This window comes from Streptomyces sp. NPDC048254 (genome assembly GCF_043201895.1).
Classification (GTDB): domain Bacteria; phylum Actinomycetota; class Actinomycetes; order Streptomycetales; family Streptomycetaceae; genus Streptomyces.
On sequence record NZ_JBICZJ010000016.1, the window covers coordinates 85829 to 101264 of the forward strand.

At 66.4% G+C, this 15436-nt stretch carries 14 protein-coding genes and 1 pseudogene; 6 read left to right on the forward strand and 9 right to left on the reverse strand.

The genetic code is table 11. From position 1 onward, the window contains the following. Positions 1-392: 392 nt before the first annotated feature. Positions 393-587 carry a hypothetical protein gene (locus ACGFZQ_RS36230; RefSeq protein ID WP_393843922.1) on the reverse strand — a complete coding sequence of 65 codons (195 nt, stop codon included), beginning with the start codon at positions 585-587 and terminating at the stop codon, positions 393-395. A gap of 285 nt (positions 588-872) precedes the next feature. Between ACGFZQ_RS36230 and ACGFZQ_RS36235 the strand changes: the two genes are divergently transcribed. The 3 genes from ACGFZQ_RS36235 to ACGFZQ_RS36245 all read left to right on the forward strand — a co-directional run bounded on the left by ACGFZQ_RS36235 (position 873) and on the right by ACGFZQ_RS36245 (position 4412). Then, a complete protein-coding gene (locus tag ACGFZQ_RS36235) occupies positions 873-1808 on the forward strand; it encodes an SGNH/GDSL hydrolase family protein (protein ID WP_393844067.1) in 936 nt (311 codons plus the stop codon). A 539-nt stretch (positions 1809-2347) separates the two neighbouring features. Beyond that, complete coding sequence (locus ACGFZQ_RS36240) at positions 2348-3829, forward strand: phage/plasmid primase, P4 family (RefSeq protein ID WP_393843923.1); 1482 nt, start codon at positions 2348-2350, stop codon at positions 3827-3829. A 199-nt stretch (positions 3830-4028) separates the two neighbouring features. After that, the gene (locus ACGFZQ_RS36245; protein WP_393843924.1) at positions 4029-4412 is read left to right on the forward strand and encodes a DUF6009 family protein; all 384 of its coding nucleotides are present in this window, start codon (positions 4029-4031) and stop codon (positions 4410-4412) included. A 30-nt stretch (positions 4413-4442) separates the two neighbouring features. Here ACGFZQ_RS36245 and ACGFZQ_RS36250 read toward each other — a convergent pair whose 3' ends face one another. The 6 genes from ACGFZQ_RS36250 to ACGFZQ_RS36275 form a co-directional block, all read right to left on the reverse strand. Then, positions 4443-4958 (reverse strand): hypothetical protein, encoded by a 516-nt coding sequence (locus ACGFZQ_RS36250; protein WP_393843925.1) that lies wholly within the window; start codon positions 4956-4958, stop codon positions 4443-4445. Between the two features lie 361 nt (positions 4959-5319). Then, positions 5320-5721 carry a DUF6009 family protein gene (locus tag ACGFZQ_RS36255; RefSeq protein WP_393843926.1) on the reverse strand — a complete coding sequence of 134 codons (402 nt, stop codon included), beginning with the start codon at positions 5719-5721 and terminating at the stop codon, positions 5320-5322. Then, on the reverse strand, positions 5718-7247 hold the full coding sequence (locus ACGFZQ_RS36260; protein WP_393843927.1) for a phage/plasmid primase, P4 family: 1530 nt from the start codon (positions 7245-7247) through the stop codon (positions 5718-5720). Before ACGFZQ_RS36260 ends, ACGFZQ_RS36255 begins: the two co-directional genes overlap by 4 nt. Further along, on the reverse strand, positions 7244-8245 hold the full coding sequence (locus ACGFZQ_RS36265; RefSeq protein WP_393843928.1) for a bifunctional DNA primase/polymerase: 1002 nt from the start codon (positions 8243-8245) through the stop codon (positions 7244-7246). Before ACGFZQ_RS36265 ends, ACGFZQ_RS36260 begins: the two co-directional genes overlap by 4 nt. Before the next feature lie 885 nt (positions 8246-9130). Then, positions 9131-10468: a ParB/RepB/Spo0J family partition protein gene (locus tag ACGFZQ_RS36270; protein ID WP_393843929.1), complete on the reverse strand. Its 1338-nt coding sequence runs from the start codon at positions 10466-10468 to the stop codon at positions 9131-9133. Further along, a complete protein-coding gene (locus ACGFZQ_RS36275; RefSeq protein WP_393843930.1) occupies positions 10465-11730 on the reverse strand; it encodes a ParA family protein in 1266 nt (421 codons plus the stop codon). The genes ACGFZQ_RS36270 and ACGFZQ_RS36275 overlap by 4 nt, the downstream gene beginning before the upstream one ends. 785 nt (positions 11731-12515) lie before the next feature. Between ACGFZQ_RS36275 and ACGFZQ_RS36280 the strand changes: the two genes are divergently transcribed. After that, positions 12516-12710 carry a hypothetical protein gene (locus ACGFZQ_RS36280; RefSeq protein WP_393843931.1) on the forward strand — a complete coding sequence of 65 codons (195 nt, stop codon included), beginning with the start codon at positions 12516-12518 and terminating at the stop codon, positions 12708-12710. Between the two features lie 152 nt (positions 12711-12862). Then, a pseudogene (locus tag ACGFZQ_RS36285) lies at positions 12863-13105 on the forward strand (IS5/IS1182 family transposase); the annotation flags it as partial. A 17-nt stretch (positions 13106-13122) separates the two neighbouring features. Here the strand turns inward: ACGFZQ_RS36285 and ACGFZQ_RS36290 are convergent. Together ACGFZQ_RS36290 and ACGFZQ_RS36295 are read right to left on the reverse strand one after the other, a co-directional pair. Further along, on the reverse strand, positions 13123-13584 hold the full coding sequence (locus ACGFZQ_RS36290) for a hypothetical protein (protein WP_393843932.1): 462 nt from the start codon (positions 13582-13584) through the stop codon (positions 13123-13125). A gap of 275 nt (positions 13585-13859) precedes the next feature. Further along, on the reverse strand, positions 13860-14681 hold the full coding sequence (locus tag ACGFZQ_RS36295; RefSeq protein ID WP_393843933.1) for a hypothetical protein: 822 nt from the start codon (positions 14679-14681) through the stop codon (positions 13860-13862). 189 nt (positions 14682-14870) lie between these two features. On the opposite strand from ACGFZQ_RS36295, the gene ACGFZQ_RS36300 reads away from it, so the two are divergent. Continuing rightward, a complete protein-coding gene (locus ACGFZQ_RS36300; protein ID WP_393843934.1) occupies positions 14871-15149 on the forward strand; it encodes a hypothetical protein in 279 nt (92 codons plus the stop codon). Positions 15150-15436 lie beyond the last annotated feature (287 nt).

The following is a 15436-nucleotide window of genomic DNA, read 5'->3' on the forward strand; positions in this document are numbered from 1 at the left end:
GTACTGCGGCCGCCAGGAGAACAGGGCGGCCACCTTCCGTGACACAGGCATCACGATCCCGTGTCCACGCTCAGCCCTGCGGGGGCGTTCGGCACCGCGGCAAACGCAGCGCCGAGCAGGCATGGACGACGTGCGTGCCCCCTGCCGAATTGACGTGCTGATTTTACCTGTGCAGGCAAACTGGACGGCCGCCCCGCGGCGACGCGGCCCGCGCCTGTCGAGTGCTCTGGATGAGCATCCAACTGTTCTTCACAACCGCAATGTTGTCGTACGGCAGGAGGTGGTGAGCACTTCGCGTCCGCCCGTTCGCCGACTTCCCGGGCCCCGGTTCACGTGACAGTAATCACCGGCCGACACACACCTGTTCCCCAGGGGGCGCCGCCAAGTCGGCCTCAGAGACCCAGGTCCAAGGCGAGGCACGAGAAGTGCTTCCACGAGCCCTCGGGGTCGTAGGCCGTGGCGATCGCCCCGTTCGGCCCTGCCGCCTGTTCCTCGACCATCTCATGGAACTGGATGCGTTTCGGCAGGCTGCCGAAGCGCGCATGCCGCGCCGCTGCCGCCGCGTCCTGCTCTGGGGAAGTGTCCACGGTGTCTTCCTTCCGTCGTGGCGACCGGGTCCGATGGCTTGATGACCCAAGGCTGCATTCCTCTCCGTCACCTGTCAATGAGGTGACGGAGAGGCTTGTGCCACACATGGCCTTGCTCACACACCCCTGTCCGGTACGAAAGGCGTCACAGATAACGTGACACTTTCTCATGTCCTCATACGTGTGAAGAGTGAACGCCTCAACCACACGCCGTCCAAGGGCATGCAGCCCATGAGAGGACCCGCTTTGCGAAAGCTGATCGCCACCTCCCGCCCCGCGCGCGCCATGACACTGGGCGCCGCGCTGCTCGCCGCGGGAACGGTGTTGGCCACCACCGGGACGACGACGACCGCCGACGCCGCCGCCAACGGCGTGCGGCCCCACGTGGACTACGTCGCCCTCGGTGACTCGTACGCTTCCGCTCCCCTGGTCCCGAACCAGGTCGACCCGACCTGCCTGCGGTCCGACCACAACTACCCGTCCCTGCTGGCCCGGTCGGCAGGCGCGCAGCTGACCGATGTGAGCTGCTCCGGGGCGACAACCGCCGACATGATGTTTGTTCAGGGCTCGGTGCCGGCTCAGCTCGACGCCGTCGACCGCAGCACCGAACTGGTCACCCTCACCATCGGTGGCAACGACATCGGTTTCTCCACCGTCCTCGGGACCTGCGCGCAGGTCTCCGCCACGGACCCCGCCGGTGCCCCCTGCCGCGCCCACTTCACGGCCGACGGCAGCGACGCGGTCGCCGACTCCATCAAGCAGACCGCGCCGAAGGTCGCTTCGGTGCTGAGCGCCATCCACCACCGTGCTCCGCACGCCCGCGTCGTCGTGGTGGGCTACCCCGACCTCTTCCCGGAGGACGGCATCGGCTGCACGAGCGCCAAGGTGCCGCTGGCGGCCGGAGACTTCTCCTATCTGCGGGACAAGGAGAAGGAGCTCAACGCGATGCTCGCGCGTGCCGCACGCGACGGCCGGGCGCGGTATGTGAACACCTACAAGCCCACCATCGGACACGACCTCTGCCGGCCCGCCGGTGACCGGTGGATCGAGCCGTTCGTTCCGGAGAGCCCGGCCGCCCCCGTGCATCCCAACGCGACTGGTGAGCGTGCAATGGCGAACGCTGTCCGGCGGGGGCTGTTCGGCCACGCCGGACACCGGTCGGAATTCCGCGGCGGTACGGTGACCAGCCCGCCACGGCAGCCGGCCACGGCCACCCGCTGAGAACGCACCAGGGGCCCGGCACGGGTGCCGGGCCCCATCCCGCCGTCCCGTCCCCACGACTGACAGGCGAGGTGTGTGCGGCGTCACCAGCGATCCGGCAGCGCCGCCGGGCAGCCGACATCTGTCGTTCGCCGGCCGCCCGTGCTCATACCTCAAAGACGTGGCCAGAGCGCGGAAAGGTTCACACCTTCGCCCGGACCAGGTTCCCGGCGAACGCATACCTTGCACTTCCCGTGCCGGGGCGTATACATACGTGCCCAGGTCCGGCACCTCGCGGAGTTGTCACCTACACTCTGCTCCCGCACGGAGTCCCTTCGGTCCCTGCCTGCGGACAGGAGGTTTCTCAAGGACCGAGCGATCAGACGTGACAAGGACTGAGTCTGTGCCGAGCGAAGCTCAAACCTGCCGCGGGTCATCCGGAGCCGGGCCACCGCTTGCGCACACCGGCGGACGGCGGGACGCGGACGGACCGTACCCGCCCTGTATGGCCGTCCCGGCTCCAAGGGTCCGCCCTGAACACGGACTTCGGTGACGATGTGATGTTGGAAACGACGGCCGCGAACCGGCCGAATGCCGCCACGAAACCTGCTCTGACAACGGCGGAACGTTTCGCCTCAGGGTCTGAGCACACCCTCCCGGCGGGCCCCTTGCCACCGTCGCTCTCCGACCGTGGCAACGCCCGCTTGTTCGCCGTGCTCCACCGCGAACGCTTCCGCCATGTGGAGGGTCTGGGCTGGCTCTCGTGGGACGGCCATCGCTGGAGACGCGAGGGAGGCAGAAAGGCCGCCATATGGGCCGCGGGGGAAATGGCCGAGCGCATGCCCGACAGCGATCCCCACGGCGCTTTCAGCGACCGGATGATCGCGCATCACAAGCGTCGGACGCTCTCCACGGCCGGCATGAAAGCTCTCCTCGCCCAGGCGAAGGCCGCGCCCGAGCTTTCGGTGGATGCCGATCAGCTGGACGGAGACCCGTACGCACTGTGCACACCCGCCGGCGTGGTCGACCTGCGGAACGGTCGCCTGCGCAGGGCGGATCCCGCCCACGACCTCCATTCCCGCGCCACGAGCGTCACGCCGCACACCATGAAGACCCCTCGCTGGCACCGGTTCCTCGGCGACACCTTCGGCCAGGACGCGGAGGGCCGGGAGATGATCGACTTCCTGCACCTTCTGCTGGGGTACTCCATCACCGGGGACGTGGGTGCCCAGGTACTTCCGTTCCTGCACGGGGAAGGCAGGAACGGCAAGTCCGTCTTGCTCGACACCATGATCCAGGTCCTCGGCGACTACGCCGACGCCGCTTCACCGGGCTTTCTCACCGAACGCGGAGCGGCCGAACACTCGACGGCGCTCACCGAACTCCACGGGCGGCGTCTGGTGGTGTGCAGCGAACTGAGCACCAATGACAGGTTCGACGAGGCCCGGGTCCGTCTCCTGACCGGAGGGGACAGGATCAAGGCACGGCGGATGCATCAGGACTACTTCTCGTTCAGTCCCACGCATCATCTGTGGCTCCTGGGCAACCACCGTCCCGAGGTGACAACAGGAGGCTTCGCCTTCTGGCGGCGCATCCGGCTGATCCCGTGCACCCGGACGGTGCCCACCGAGCGCAAGATAGACAATCTGGCCCTCGACCTCGTACGGGACGAAGGACCCGGCATTCTTCAGTGGCTCATCGAAGGGGCACAGCGCTACCTGGCCACCAGAGACCCGCTCAGGGGACCCGGTCCGGTCACGGCCGCCACCACCGCCTATGCCACCGCCGAGGACCACATCGGCCGGTTCCTCGCCGAGCGCTGCAGGCGGGAACGCGACGCCGGCCACGAACTCCGCGTCGAACAGGGCCTTCTCCACTCGGAGTACACCTCCTGGTGCCACACGGTCGAGGGCATCCGACCGGCGACGCCCAGAGCCTTCGCGCAGCGCGTCCGCCAGGAAGTCGGCCTGGCCTCACCGACCGACATGATCAAGTCGAACGGCCGCAAGTACTACCCGGGAATCGCGGTGCTCCCCATGTGAACCGACGACCCTGTCGCGCCGGTCCCCTGGGGCAAGCCCCTCCCCCACCGTGAACCTCCGTTCTACGATGGCCCTCAGGCCACCCGCACGGCGGCCTCCACACACCACACAGCGGGCGAACACGGCACGCAGCGGCACGGACGCGTCGTAGGACACCACCCCCTGGCCGGGGCAGGCACCGACGGAGAAGGGTTGCGCCATGAGTGCCCTGTTGACCGAGAGCGACCTCAGTCACGAGGAAGAGGTGGTGTGGCTGGAGGACACCGAACGGCTCGACTACGTCCGCCAGGCGCTGGACAAGACAAGGCGACGCGACCGGAAGCCCCCGTACACGCGTGACGGACGTATGATCGGCTACGCCCTCCTGAACAGCGAGGCCAGCCCCGATCCGGACAGCGGCCTGTACCGGCGGCGCCTGTTCTTCCTGCTGCCGCACGACCGCGACAGCCGCCCGGAAAGCTGTTACCACGAAGGGGCCCCCGGGGAAGCGGTGAACCCGCGGTCCATCGCTCCCCGCAAGCCGGGGATCAAGACCCCGCGGTCTCAGGCCCGTGCGCCGCGCCTGGCGCCCGCGGCACTCTGAGGGCTGCCTCACCCGGTCCGGCAACACGTATCAGACAAGAGCCGGAGCAGCGTCACCGGTGGTCTCGCGCACGAACTCACGAACCGTCCGGCTGAAACGCAGCGGCCTGCCGACGTGCGGCAGACGACCACTACGGTCACGAACGTGCCCCTCCGGTATCAGCAGGGTCGGGACCGGAACCCCTTCGAGGTCGACGGGATCGTCGACCACCGCCGGAGAGAGGTTTTCGTCGAGCCCGGAGACGGACACAGCCTGCCAGCGGTCCAGGGGACCGTCATCGGGGTCACGGACCGTCATCGCGTCGTAGAGGATCACGCCTGCCAGCCGATCCGCACGGTGCTTTGCGTGGTGAGCCGCGACATGAGCGCCGTGTGCGTGACCGAGGAGGTACACCTCGCTCACGCACAACCGGTTGATGAGCACTTGCAGGAACCGGCTGTAGCGGTCTTCCGTGTAGCCGTGCGGGTGCGAGGGAAGCCGACCCGACTCACCCGTACCGATCGGCTCCACGTAGACCATGGTCAAGTACTTCTCCAGTGCGGGCATGCGCAGGTACTGCCAGAACAGCCCCGGCCCACCGGGGTGCGCCACGCACACTGGACCGTTTCCGTAGACGTGATAACGCTGAGCGATACCACCGAGTCGGAAGGAGTGGGCACCGGGCGAGAGCGGGTCGGGATCCCGCGGCAGGACGTCCGGGTGCACAACTGAGATGTCCATGAAAACTCCGTGTCGTGGGGGTGCTTCTGAAACCGACACGGTGGAAGGGGACTCAAAGGCTCGTACGCCGGACTGTGATCCTTGTCATCAACAGCCGGACGATACCGGAATGGTGCGGTTCACGGGCAGCGGGAGCGGGGGCCCCGCAGGTCTCCGCGAGGCCCGCGGGGCCGGTCCGTCCGGTCGTCTAGAGCGGGAGCTGTATCCCCAGCTCCCGCATGGCGGTTGAAGGAGGCCCGCCCTCGGAGCGCTCCGTCTTGAAGCCCTTCACACGCGCCGCGAGAGTGCGGGGATCGACGGCTTCTGCCGGAGCGCCCTTGGCATAGAGGCCCTCCGGCTCCGAGTCCCGGTCGTGGGGCAGGAGCCAGAAGACCCGGCGGCGGAAAGTGCCCGACGAGCGGGACGGCTTGGCCGTGGGACCGAGAAGGGCGTAGCCGACCATGCGGCCGTCGCGGTGGTAGGCGGGCTTGCCCTTTCTGGTGGGCAGCCTGTCGAGGCTCTGGCGCACGTAATCGAGATCGTCGATGTCTTCCAGCCAGACGAGGTCCACCTCGTGGCTGATCTCGTCCTCGGTGATCAGGGAGCTCATGGGCGGGCGTCCCTTTCCTCATCATCGGTGAGCAGTCCGATACCCGGGTAGTGCTTGCGCTGGTTCGACAGGATCATCTCCTTGGGAGAATTCAACCCCACAAGTTCACGGGTACGGGCGGCGAACGCCCTGGAAGACATGGCCGGTGCTCCCTCATTGTGGCACCACGCCTTGTAGACGTTGTAGAGGGCGGTCTGCTCGGCCCTGAGCTCGGGGGCCATCACGCAGGCTTCTTCGTAGAAACGACCGGTGTGGTCCTCGGTCTCGGCATAAGCAGTCGTGGCGATGCGGACGCGCTCGGGACCGGTGAGATCCCGGTCCCCGGCGAGGTAGCGGCGGGCTCCGTCGATGAGCCAGCCCAGGATGCCTGGTCCCTCTTCCGTGACCAGGATGTCTGCAAGGTTGTCGATCTTCCGGTCGTCGGGCACGACGCGCTCGAAAGGGATGAGACGCATACGGCGCCAGAACGCAAAGCCGCCGGTTCCGACCTCGGGACGGTGATTGCCGAGGAGCCAGAGTTTGTGCGTCGGCTGGAAGCTGAAGAAGTCCTGGCGCATACGGCGTGCCTTGATGCGGTCTCCGCCGGTGAGCAGCTTGACCCGGGCCTCGTCGAACTTGTCGCCGGGCTTGACCTCGGAGCACACGATGACGCGCCGACCGTGCAGTTCGGCCAGGTCCGTGGGATGGCCTTCGTAGGGGCGAGCCATGAGGAATCCGGGCGGCGCGGCATCGGCGTAGTCACCGAGCAGCTTCATCAGCACGTCCAGGAGGACGGACTTGCCGTTCTTTCCCGAGCCGAAGAGGAAGGGCAGGACCTGCGCACCGACGTCCCCGGTGACGGAGTACCCCAGCAACAGCTGAAGGTACCTGATCATCTCTCGGCCCTCGGTGTCGTCACCGAAAGTGTCGGTCAGAAAGCGCTCCCAGCGGGGAGCGGGTACGTGCTCGGGACCGACGCTGGTGGACCGTGAGTGGAAGTCCTTGTTCGGATCGGGGGTCTTCACCAGGCCGGTACGCAGATCGACGATGCCGTCCGGCGTACAGAGGGCGTACGGGTCGGCGTCGAGCAGGGCTGCGTTGAGCACCATGCCGGGAGCGGACTTGGCCTGGGTCAGCATCGCGTTGATACCCGTGGTGGACAGCGCCCGCCGCCGGTGCTGGTTGAGGGCGGAACTGGTGAAAAGGCCGCGGGGGTCGTGACCCGCGATGTTCTCCGCGAGGTCACCCGCGGCCCACAACACGGTGTCGTCCTCGTCGATCTGCCAGCGCGTCGTGTCCCAGCGGTACCAGCCGATGCCGGGAACGTGCCGGTAGTCGTTGGCGTACAGCCGCACGAACAGCTTCGCGTTGCCGCGGTCGGAGAGCGTGTCGGGGAGCAGACCCGCCTCGGTCGCGGGACCCATCGGGGCCCGCTTCGCGTCGGACTGGGCCGGCAGGGGCACCTTGGGGCCCTGAGCCCGGATCTGGGCGGCGACGGCCTCGGGGTTGAACTCGAAGAGCGTCTCGTTGCTTCCCGGTGTCGTCATGGGCGTCCGCCCTGGGAGTGGAGGGGGTTCCTGAGGCCTGCGGCAAGGCCGCTGCGGACGATCTGCTCGACGCGGCGCTCCTGACCCGGACGGGCGGCGACGGCGGTCTCTGTCAGCAGACGCGTGGCTTCTTCCTCGGAAAGGCGCCCGGCGGCCACCAGACCGCCCAGCGTGTACGCGGCCCGGTTGAGGGTGTCGGAGAAGCCCGCGCCCTCGCTGACCTCTCCACAAGCCTCTACAGGGGCCAGTACAGCCCTCAGGAGGCGTTGCGTGCGGTCCTTGCCGCCTCCTGCTGCCAGGACGGCCTGCTGGGCACGTGGCGGCACTGGACGGGGGGCAGGAATGTGCGGGGCGGGCAGGTGTCCGGTGCGTTCCAGTTCCTGGGCGAGCCAACCAGGGAGAGGCGCGGGCTCACGGACGTCGCCGACGACGGTGTACGTGCCCTGCTCCGTGGTGGTGCCCGGAGCGACGATGTATCCGCCGTGAGCTCGGACGTCGACTTGCCAGGCGAGGGCACGGCCGGAGCTCGAGCCGGAGGAGCACTGCCAGCGCCGGTTGTCGGCGGCCCGGTACCAGACGTGCAGGCCGCCGGAGGGCGTTCGCACCCGGAGGGTGGCCTGGTCGTCCGTGGGGCTCGGCCGGCCCCGGAGCGCGGCCAGGACCGCGAGCGTGTGGAAGCCGTTGGCCAGCCCCGTGAGGTCTACGTGCTCTGCGATAGGGATTCCCGGCAGGATGCGGTCTCGGCTGGGGGGCTGGTCCTGGTGGGCATCGATGTCGATGACGACGAGACCTGCGGGACCGCAGGCGACACCGACGCCGAAGTCGGGCCTTGAGCCCCACCACCGGCTGATACGGCGCTGGTCGAGCGTCGCGGCATGGAATCCGTGACACCAACGGCCGACGGCCAGACAGGGGCACTGTGCGGGCGTGTGCCGGGCGGCGCGGCAGGCCGCGCAGTTGGCGGGTGGTGTCTTGCGCCCGGCGGCAAGTGGGTGCACAGGCCAGCCCCGGCGGGCGCACCAGCTGGCTGTGGCCAGGGAGGCAGGGACCGAAAGCGCAGGCGGACGGGAGCGTGGGTCGCTGGTGGAAAAGCCCAGTTCAGCAGACATCTACACCCCCTATCAGCGACCGAAGCGACTCAACGATGGACACAGACTAGCGAACGTGGACGCCGCGGTTGTGGAGCACATGCGAAACAACGTGAGTGCCGTGTCGATTGAGGCCTGAGCAAGGGGCCAGCTACTGAAGCACAGGGCACAGCTACCGTCGCTCGTTCGGTAGCTGTTGTGGGTCTCAGAAAAATCGCAGGTCAGAGCGCTGCTTCTAACCAAACAGCGACTGAAGCGACTGAAGCCTTCTATATATGACGCACACGCGCACACACGAATGTCTTCATATATAGCAACCTTGAGTCGCTTCAGTCGCTGCCCTGCCAGGACACCCCATCTGACCTGCGCTTTTATTAGCGACTGAACAGCGACTGAAGCTTCGTTGAGTAGCTCCTGCTTCAGTCGCTGCCTCGATTCGGGGGCAAAAGGCCGGAGCGACCGAAGCGACCGAAGCGACTGAACTCGGCTCCTCCCCCGCCCGCCCCGCCGCTGTGCCCGTTGGTTCGGTGCCGCTCCGCAGGCAACTCGAACTCTGAGTCGCTTCAGTCGCTTGTAACCAAAGCTTCTGCTGGCTGATCTGCGCTTATGCGGATCGGATACGACAGCGACTGAGAACAGGGCAGCGACTGAAGCAGGATCGTTGAGCCAGTCCGAGTCCGAGTCTGTGGCCCACTGGCCCCTCGGTCGCTGCTTCTTGAGTCGCTGCCTGTTCAGTCGCTGCTCCGCCAACCTTGCCGCCGCCTGCGCTTGCCTTCCCCGCCCCGCGCAGGTCATTCAGGAGTCGGCTGAGAGAGTTTCGGAGCCAGGTCCGCTCATGTACTGGTTGACGAGTGCCTCGAATTCCGCGGGATTCCGGTCCCGGCTCATTCCCATGAGAACGCGCAGGAGTTCGTAGAAGGCCGAGTCGTCCATCTTGACTGCCAGGTGCATGGCGATGAAGGCCGGGTCGTCGTAGGGCAACGTGCGGGGCTGCTCGGCAGTCGTGACGGACAGATCCGCACTCTGCTCCGCGTTCCTGGTCCGGGGCTCGGGTACTCCAGGCGCGGTTTCCTCTGCCCTGGGCTGTTCCTCCTCCGCGGCCACCACCGCGGAACCAGTCACTGTGCCACTGGACCGGACGAAGTCGTCGGCGTCGCGGGCCGCCGACTTCTGCGCCACGATTTCCGGCCGGCTTGGGGGTTGCGGGTCCTCCTCTTCTACTGGGTCCGATTCCGGCACCACTTCGGCTTGGGTGTGGGGAGTGAGGGCAGTGGCGACAGCATCGTCGTCTTCCGCGTGACTGTTCGAGGAGACGGACTCAACAGGCTCCTCCCCTGTGGGCGCTTCCGCAGGCATCGCCCCCGCCGAGGAAGCTCCGGTGGCCGAGTCGGCTTCGCGCTGGCCTCTGGCGGCCAGTACTTCTTCTTCCTTGCGCGCCCGCTCTGCCTTGAGGTCGTGCAGAGCCGATTCCTGAAGTTCCGGAGGTTTGTTGCCCACGGCCCTCAGGAGGTCGATGGGTTCCTCCCCGATGCGGGCCTGGAGCTCCGGCACCAGGTTCAGCAGAGCGAGACGCTGGGACACCCACCCCTGTGAGCGGTGCAGCCGCTTGGCCAGAGCCCTCTGACTCCCGTAGATGCCCAGGAGTTGGTGGAGTGCTCGTGCTTCGTCCAGCTCTTCGAGGTCCTGACGGTGAATGTTTGCGACAAGAGCCGACTCAAGAAGTTCATCCGAGGTCGTGCCCTGGTCATCACTGACCATGACCTTGACCGAGGCGAGCCCTGCCTGGCGTGCCGCAGCGAGACGGCTGCTGCCGTCCACCACCACATGCGTGGTGTGCGGTTCTAGGTCTGCCTCCCGCTCGGGGTTCGCCCTGATGAAAGCATCACGGTTCATCACCGTGATGGCTTGCTTCTGGCCATGGGTCTTGAGACTGCCGGCAAGATCGGTGAGATCCCCGAAGCTGGACCGAGGGTTGGCGGGATTGAGGCTGATGCGGTCGACGGGGAGTTCGGTGGGTGGAGCCACCCCGTCGGTGGGTACACCTGTGGCGGCGGCGACCGCTTGCCGCCGGGCACTGACGGGGCGCACTCCCCCGCCGAACCGGCCGGCGCCCAACTGATCGGCCTTGCTCACATGATCTCCCTTGCCAGGGCACGCATGCCGACCGCCTGCTGGGATTTCGGTGCGTAGGAGAGCAGCGGCTTCTTCACTCGCACGGCTTCCTTCTGTTCCTTGAGGTCTCCGATGAGGCCGACCACGCGCGGATCCTTTATGTCGACCCATCCCTGGAGCGAGGAAGTGGCGATGTACCCGCGACGCGAGTCGTACAGATTGACGACGATACCGAGGTAGTCGATGTCGACCTGGAGGTCGGCCCGTAGATCGTCGATCTGGGTGGTGAGCAGTTCGTAGGCGTCAGCCGAACTGTCCTCGGCCTGGACGACGACCAGAGCACCGGATTGTCCGGGTCTCTCGTTCTCCCGACGGCGACCGTAGTACGCGGCGGCGTCCATGCTGAGACCGAGGCTGGGAGGACAGTCGACGATGATTACGTCGTAATCAGCTTCGAGCGGCGCGAGTGCCCGTTCCAGCGCTGCTTCTCGCGCGCGGACGGCGGACAGACGTACGTCGAGAAGGAAGGCGTCGTTGCACGCGGGCAGCAGATCCAGCCGGCCGGCGAAGACGTCCTCGTCGACGCTGACGATGAGATCGCGGAGCTCGCCCTTGGGGTCCCCCGCCATGTGATTAGTGAGACTGTCTCCGTTCATCGGCAGAGGTGTGGCGCCGAGTTGATTCGTGAGGTGGCACTGAGGGTCGAAGTCGACGAGAAGTACGCGCATGCCGGGGCCGGGGAGATTCTCGATTTCGAGCGGATCGTCGTCGGACTCGGTCCCAGAGCTGTCAAAGTCGCTGGCCCGCAAGGCTTTGGTGAGAGCCTTGGCCACACGCACGGAGTGCAGGGAGTTGGGGTCCTCCGCCAAGGCCTCGCCAAGTCCCGCGGTGATAGCTGTCTTGCCCACTCCCCCCTTCTGGTTGCACACCACCATGCGGCGGGTGATGGCCGGGCGCTGAATGTCCGGTGCCGGATTCGCGTCGAGCCACAGCTGCACCGACTGCGCCAGCCCCTGGATGAGCGAGACGCGGCGATCAGTCGTGATCTGTTTGAACTCGTCCCATTGGCCTGGAGGCAGGAAGGTGGCGAAGGAGTCCGCGCCCGCGGTGTCGACAGTCGAGACGGTGGAAGCCAGGTCGCACCAGTCTTTGATGCCCTGTTCGACGGCAGTCTGGATGTCGATGCCGTACTGAGCGGTTCTGATCTTCAAGTTCTGCCGGAGCCATCCCGGCAGCTTGGAAACGACCTTTTCGCGGTCGCTGGATGTGGCTGGTGAGCTCATGGGGACAGCATACTAACGCGCATGATCGTTGAAGCCATCGACACGTTAGTTACACCAAGTTGGGCTTCGCAGTCTCAGCGCCCGGGTGATTACACCGTAATCACCCGCAAGGAAGCGGCGGCTGCGCCACAGGTGATTACGCCGTAATCACCTGTGGCGCTGTGTTCCCCTCCCGTCAGAGGCGCCTGACGCCTGGTAACTGGCGCCAGCGCCAGGCGTCGTGGCGTCGACGACGGCCTTGGTGCGAGCCTCTTTCGAGGTCTGGGAGTTGTGTCGGCTTCCGCGCAACGGCCCGCCGACCGTGACGACCAGGACCTTGGCCGCAGCTTCTGCTGTTGGTTCATCGAGCCCGCGCCTGCTCCCCGCTGTGTGCTGAATGGTCTCCGGCCTACGCGCCCGGTGGCAGTAGGTGTTCGGCTCTCGACGACTTCCACGGTGTGGTGGACAAGCGGGCGCTCTTCGTTCCCCTCGTCCGGGTCCCGGGCTGCCTGTGTCAGCAGCGTCGGATCGGCGGGCTCGGGTACGTACCCGAGCAGCCAGATCGCTGTCCGACGCAGATCCTTGTCGGAGGCTTCAGCCCATGGTCCAGGGATGGAGCGCGCAGCAGCGGGGTCCTCTTGCGCGAATGCGGAGAGCGATGTCGTGAGGTCGTCCTGGTCGTCACCCAGGTCGCGGCAATGGGCACGGAACAGGGCGGCCAGAGAAGCGCGGCCGGCAATCGTGGCGAGTATGAGGGCCAGCATGCAGCGGCCGTACCAGTTTCCGGCTTGTACCGCAGACTCCAGGTGCGCCTCCAAGCGAGGGCTCAGCGCTGTCTGTTGTGCGGCTACGAGCTGCTCATCTCTGTCGTGGAGGGCACCGAGATCGCCTTCCGGGTCTGCATGGCCGACCGCGAGGTCGTCAAGGAGCGCGCTGAGATCATTGGCCGACCGCTGCTCCCCCGCGCTGTCCCCCTCATGGGCTTCCCCGGCGATGCCTAGAGCGTGTCTCCTTGATCGTTCGTCAGTTGATCGGATGTGTCCGTTCGGTTGATGATCACTGATGCGAGGTGGGACCGGATCGAGCCGCTGATGCCGGCCGATCCGGTCCGCGGTCGGTGGTGGGCTGATCACCATCGAACCCTGGAGGCGATCGGCGCGGGCCCCGCGCAGTCATCCCTCAGCCATCCGGCCAGGTCCGTCACCGGCTGCGGCGAGGTCGCTTCGGTGGCCGCCCTCCCACTTTCGACGCCGAGGCATACAAGCAGCGCAATGCGGTCGAACGATGCATCAACCGGCTCAAACAGTGGCGCTGCCTGGCCATGCGAACAGACAAGCTCGCCATCGTCTGCCAGGCCGCCCTCCATCTCGCCGCGCTCATCTGGACGCGTCACTGACGGGACGAAGACGCGGCTCAGTCGTAGAAGAACAGCTCGAGGTCCTCGATGGACCCTGGTCCTGTCAGGAAACCCTCCGCCTGCGCGATCTCGTCGTCTGGTGGCAGCTCACCCTTCAGGAACTGCTTCATCCAGATCTCTCCCTGCTCACCGACCGCGTAGATGCCAGACAACAGCTCGGCCATGCCTGCGGGGTGCGGCGGGCGGCGTCCGACGACTGGCTGGAGCACCCACCCGCCTGACCGAGCAGCGAGCCGCAGCACCCCGGCCCAGTTCGCGATCCTCCCGATGCGTATGTGCCAAGAGTCCTCGGTGAACGGGGCCATCCGTCCACCATGAAGAGGGTTCGTGGCAGCCCCGATGTCCTTGATCACCTGCCGCTCCACGGCGTCACGGATCCAGCGCCCTTCCTGCGCTTCCTCGATGGCGGCGTGCCACCACCGCGTTCCATCGTCGAACCGGCCCGCGAACGTATCCATGCCGCCAGGCTTCCATGGACGACGCTGCAAGCCTTCAGGAGGTCAACGATCCGTTGATCAACTCGTATGAGAGACACGCTCTAGTCCCCGGGGCATAGCACCCAGTTCCCGATCCCTCCTCGGTGATTACGGCGTAATCACCGAGGAGGCCGAGCCTGGTCGCCGTCAGGACGATGTGACAGTGCCGTAGAGGGGACAGCAGTGATTACGGCGTAATCACCGAGCCCGTGCCGGTCGTTCTGAGGGCCTCTGTGTGCGGGACTGGCGCAGCGGTGTCACTGCTTGTGCTCTGGCGGGAGGACTGCTGCAGCAGCCTCAAGTGCGGCCACCGCCTCAGGGGTGGTGGCTACGGGCCTGGCAGTGCGCTGTTCGATCCTCCGCAGAGCCCTGATTGTGGCCCCCAAGTAGCGACTCAGGCCCATCACCTGAGTCGGTGTCTCGCAACTGGGGAGTACTGCCTCGACCTCACCGAGCCAGTACTCGGCGTCGTCATCGAGCACCAAGCCGTCCTGATGGGAAACAAGACGCTGCGCGGTAGGCAGAAGGAGTCGGTGTCGTTGCTGTGCCGCATCAAGCGCGCGCTGCTCGACGGCTCTCTCCTTTGAGAGACGCGACTCGGCGTCCAGTACCGCCTCGGGGGTGCGGCGAAGGAGCGGCTGCCGAGGGGCGCTTTCGTTGAGTGCCGCAGCGCGAAGCCTCTTGGCCTTGTTATAGGCAGCGCTCGGAGCGGCGACGGCCAGCTCGGGTGCCAGGTGGGCCCATTCGACACCGGCAGCCCGTGCGTCGGAGACTGCTTGAGCTTGGTGGATGTCGGCCCGCTCCCGGAGGTACTCCCACAACCGCACTCGGTACAAGGCCGCCTCCTGCTGGGACTCTGCTGAACATCTACGGAGGGCGGTGGCGTGCTTCTCCACGTACAGAAGTGCCGTATAGATCTCGTCGTCCGCAGGCATGCGCTCCACATCTGGGTCTTCCGCTGCCTCGTGGAGGTGGCGGAGCCGCCCCACCAGTGCGCTCGCGTCCAGCTTGCCGATCCGTACAGGTACCTTGAGCAGCAAACTTGTGGGACGAGGAGACCGCGTCTGTGGTTTGGCCATGGGGTGTGCCTCCCCCTTGTGGCAGGGATTCACAAACTGTGAATCCCTGATCGAGACTGTCCTGAGACCTTGTGACTGAGCGCCGTAGTCGGTTGTGGCCGCGCTTCCGTGACGGCTACAGCTGGGGAGGCGAGCCTGTGGTGGACACGGCCTTGAAGCCCTGGCGGATCCGGTCGAGGAGCGGCGATCGTGGGGCAGTTGGCCCCTGACCGAAGTTGGTGGCAGGCGCCCGTGCTGGTCTGTTCGCCGGACCGGGTTCAGATGCCATTGCAGTGCCTCGGGCTTGCTGTCGTGTCGGTGGGCCAAGCGCTACTGCATGACTGGCCGTTCGGCCTGGAGCAGGCACACCGTGAGATCAACACATACTGCATCGGCCAATTGTTTCTGCTCATCCTGTTCCTCGATAACGCCGGCGAGTACCAGGCGCGTCCCTCCCGCGTCGAGGTAGTGACCGGCGACGCTTCGTAGGTTCCGCAGAGCAGCATGTCGAAGTTGAACCGGTCACCAGGAGGTGTGGGTCACGAGTTGCTCAACCAGTCGAGGTCGAGCGCGGCATGAGGGAACCCTGCGTCGGCGAGAAGATCTCCCACCGCTTCGGCAACGGTTGTCCTGCCCGAGAGATGGGCTTCCGTCACCCGCCGAAAAGGCCGTGTCCACCATAGGCTCGTCCCCTGCCGTAGCCGTCACGGAAGCGCGGCCACAACCGACTACGGCGCTCAGTCACATCCCTGTGCAGCTGTGCACGTGGTTGTGAG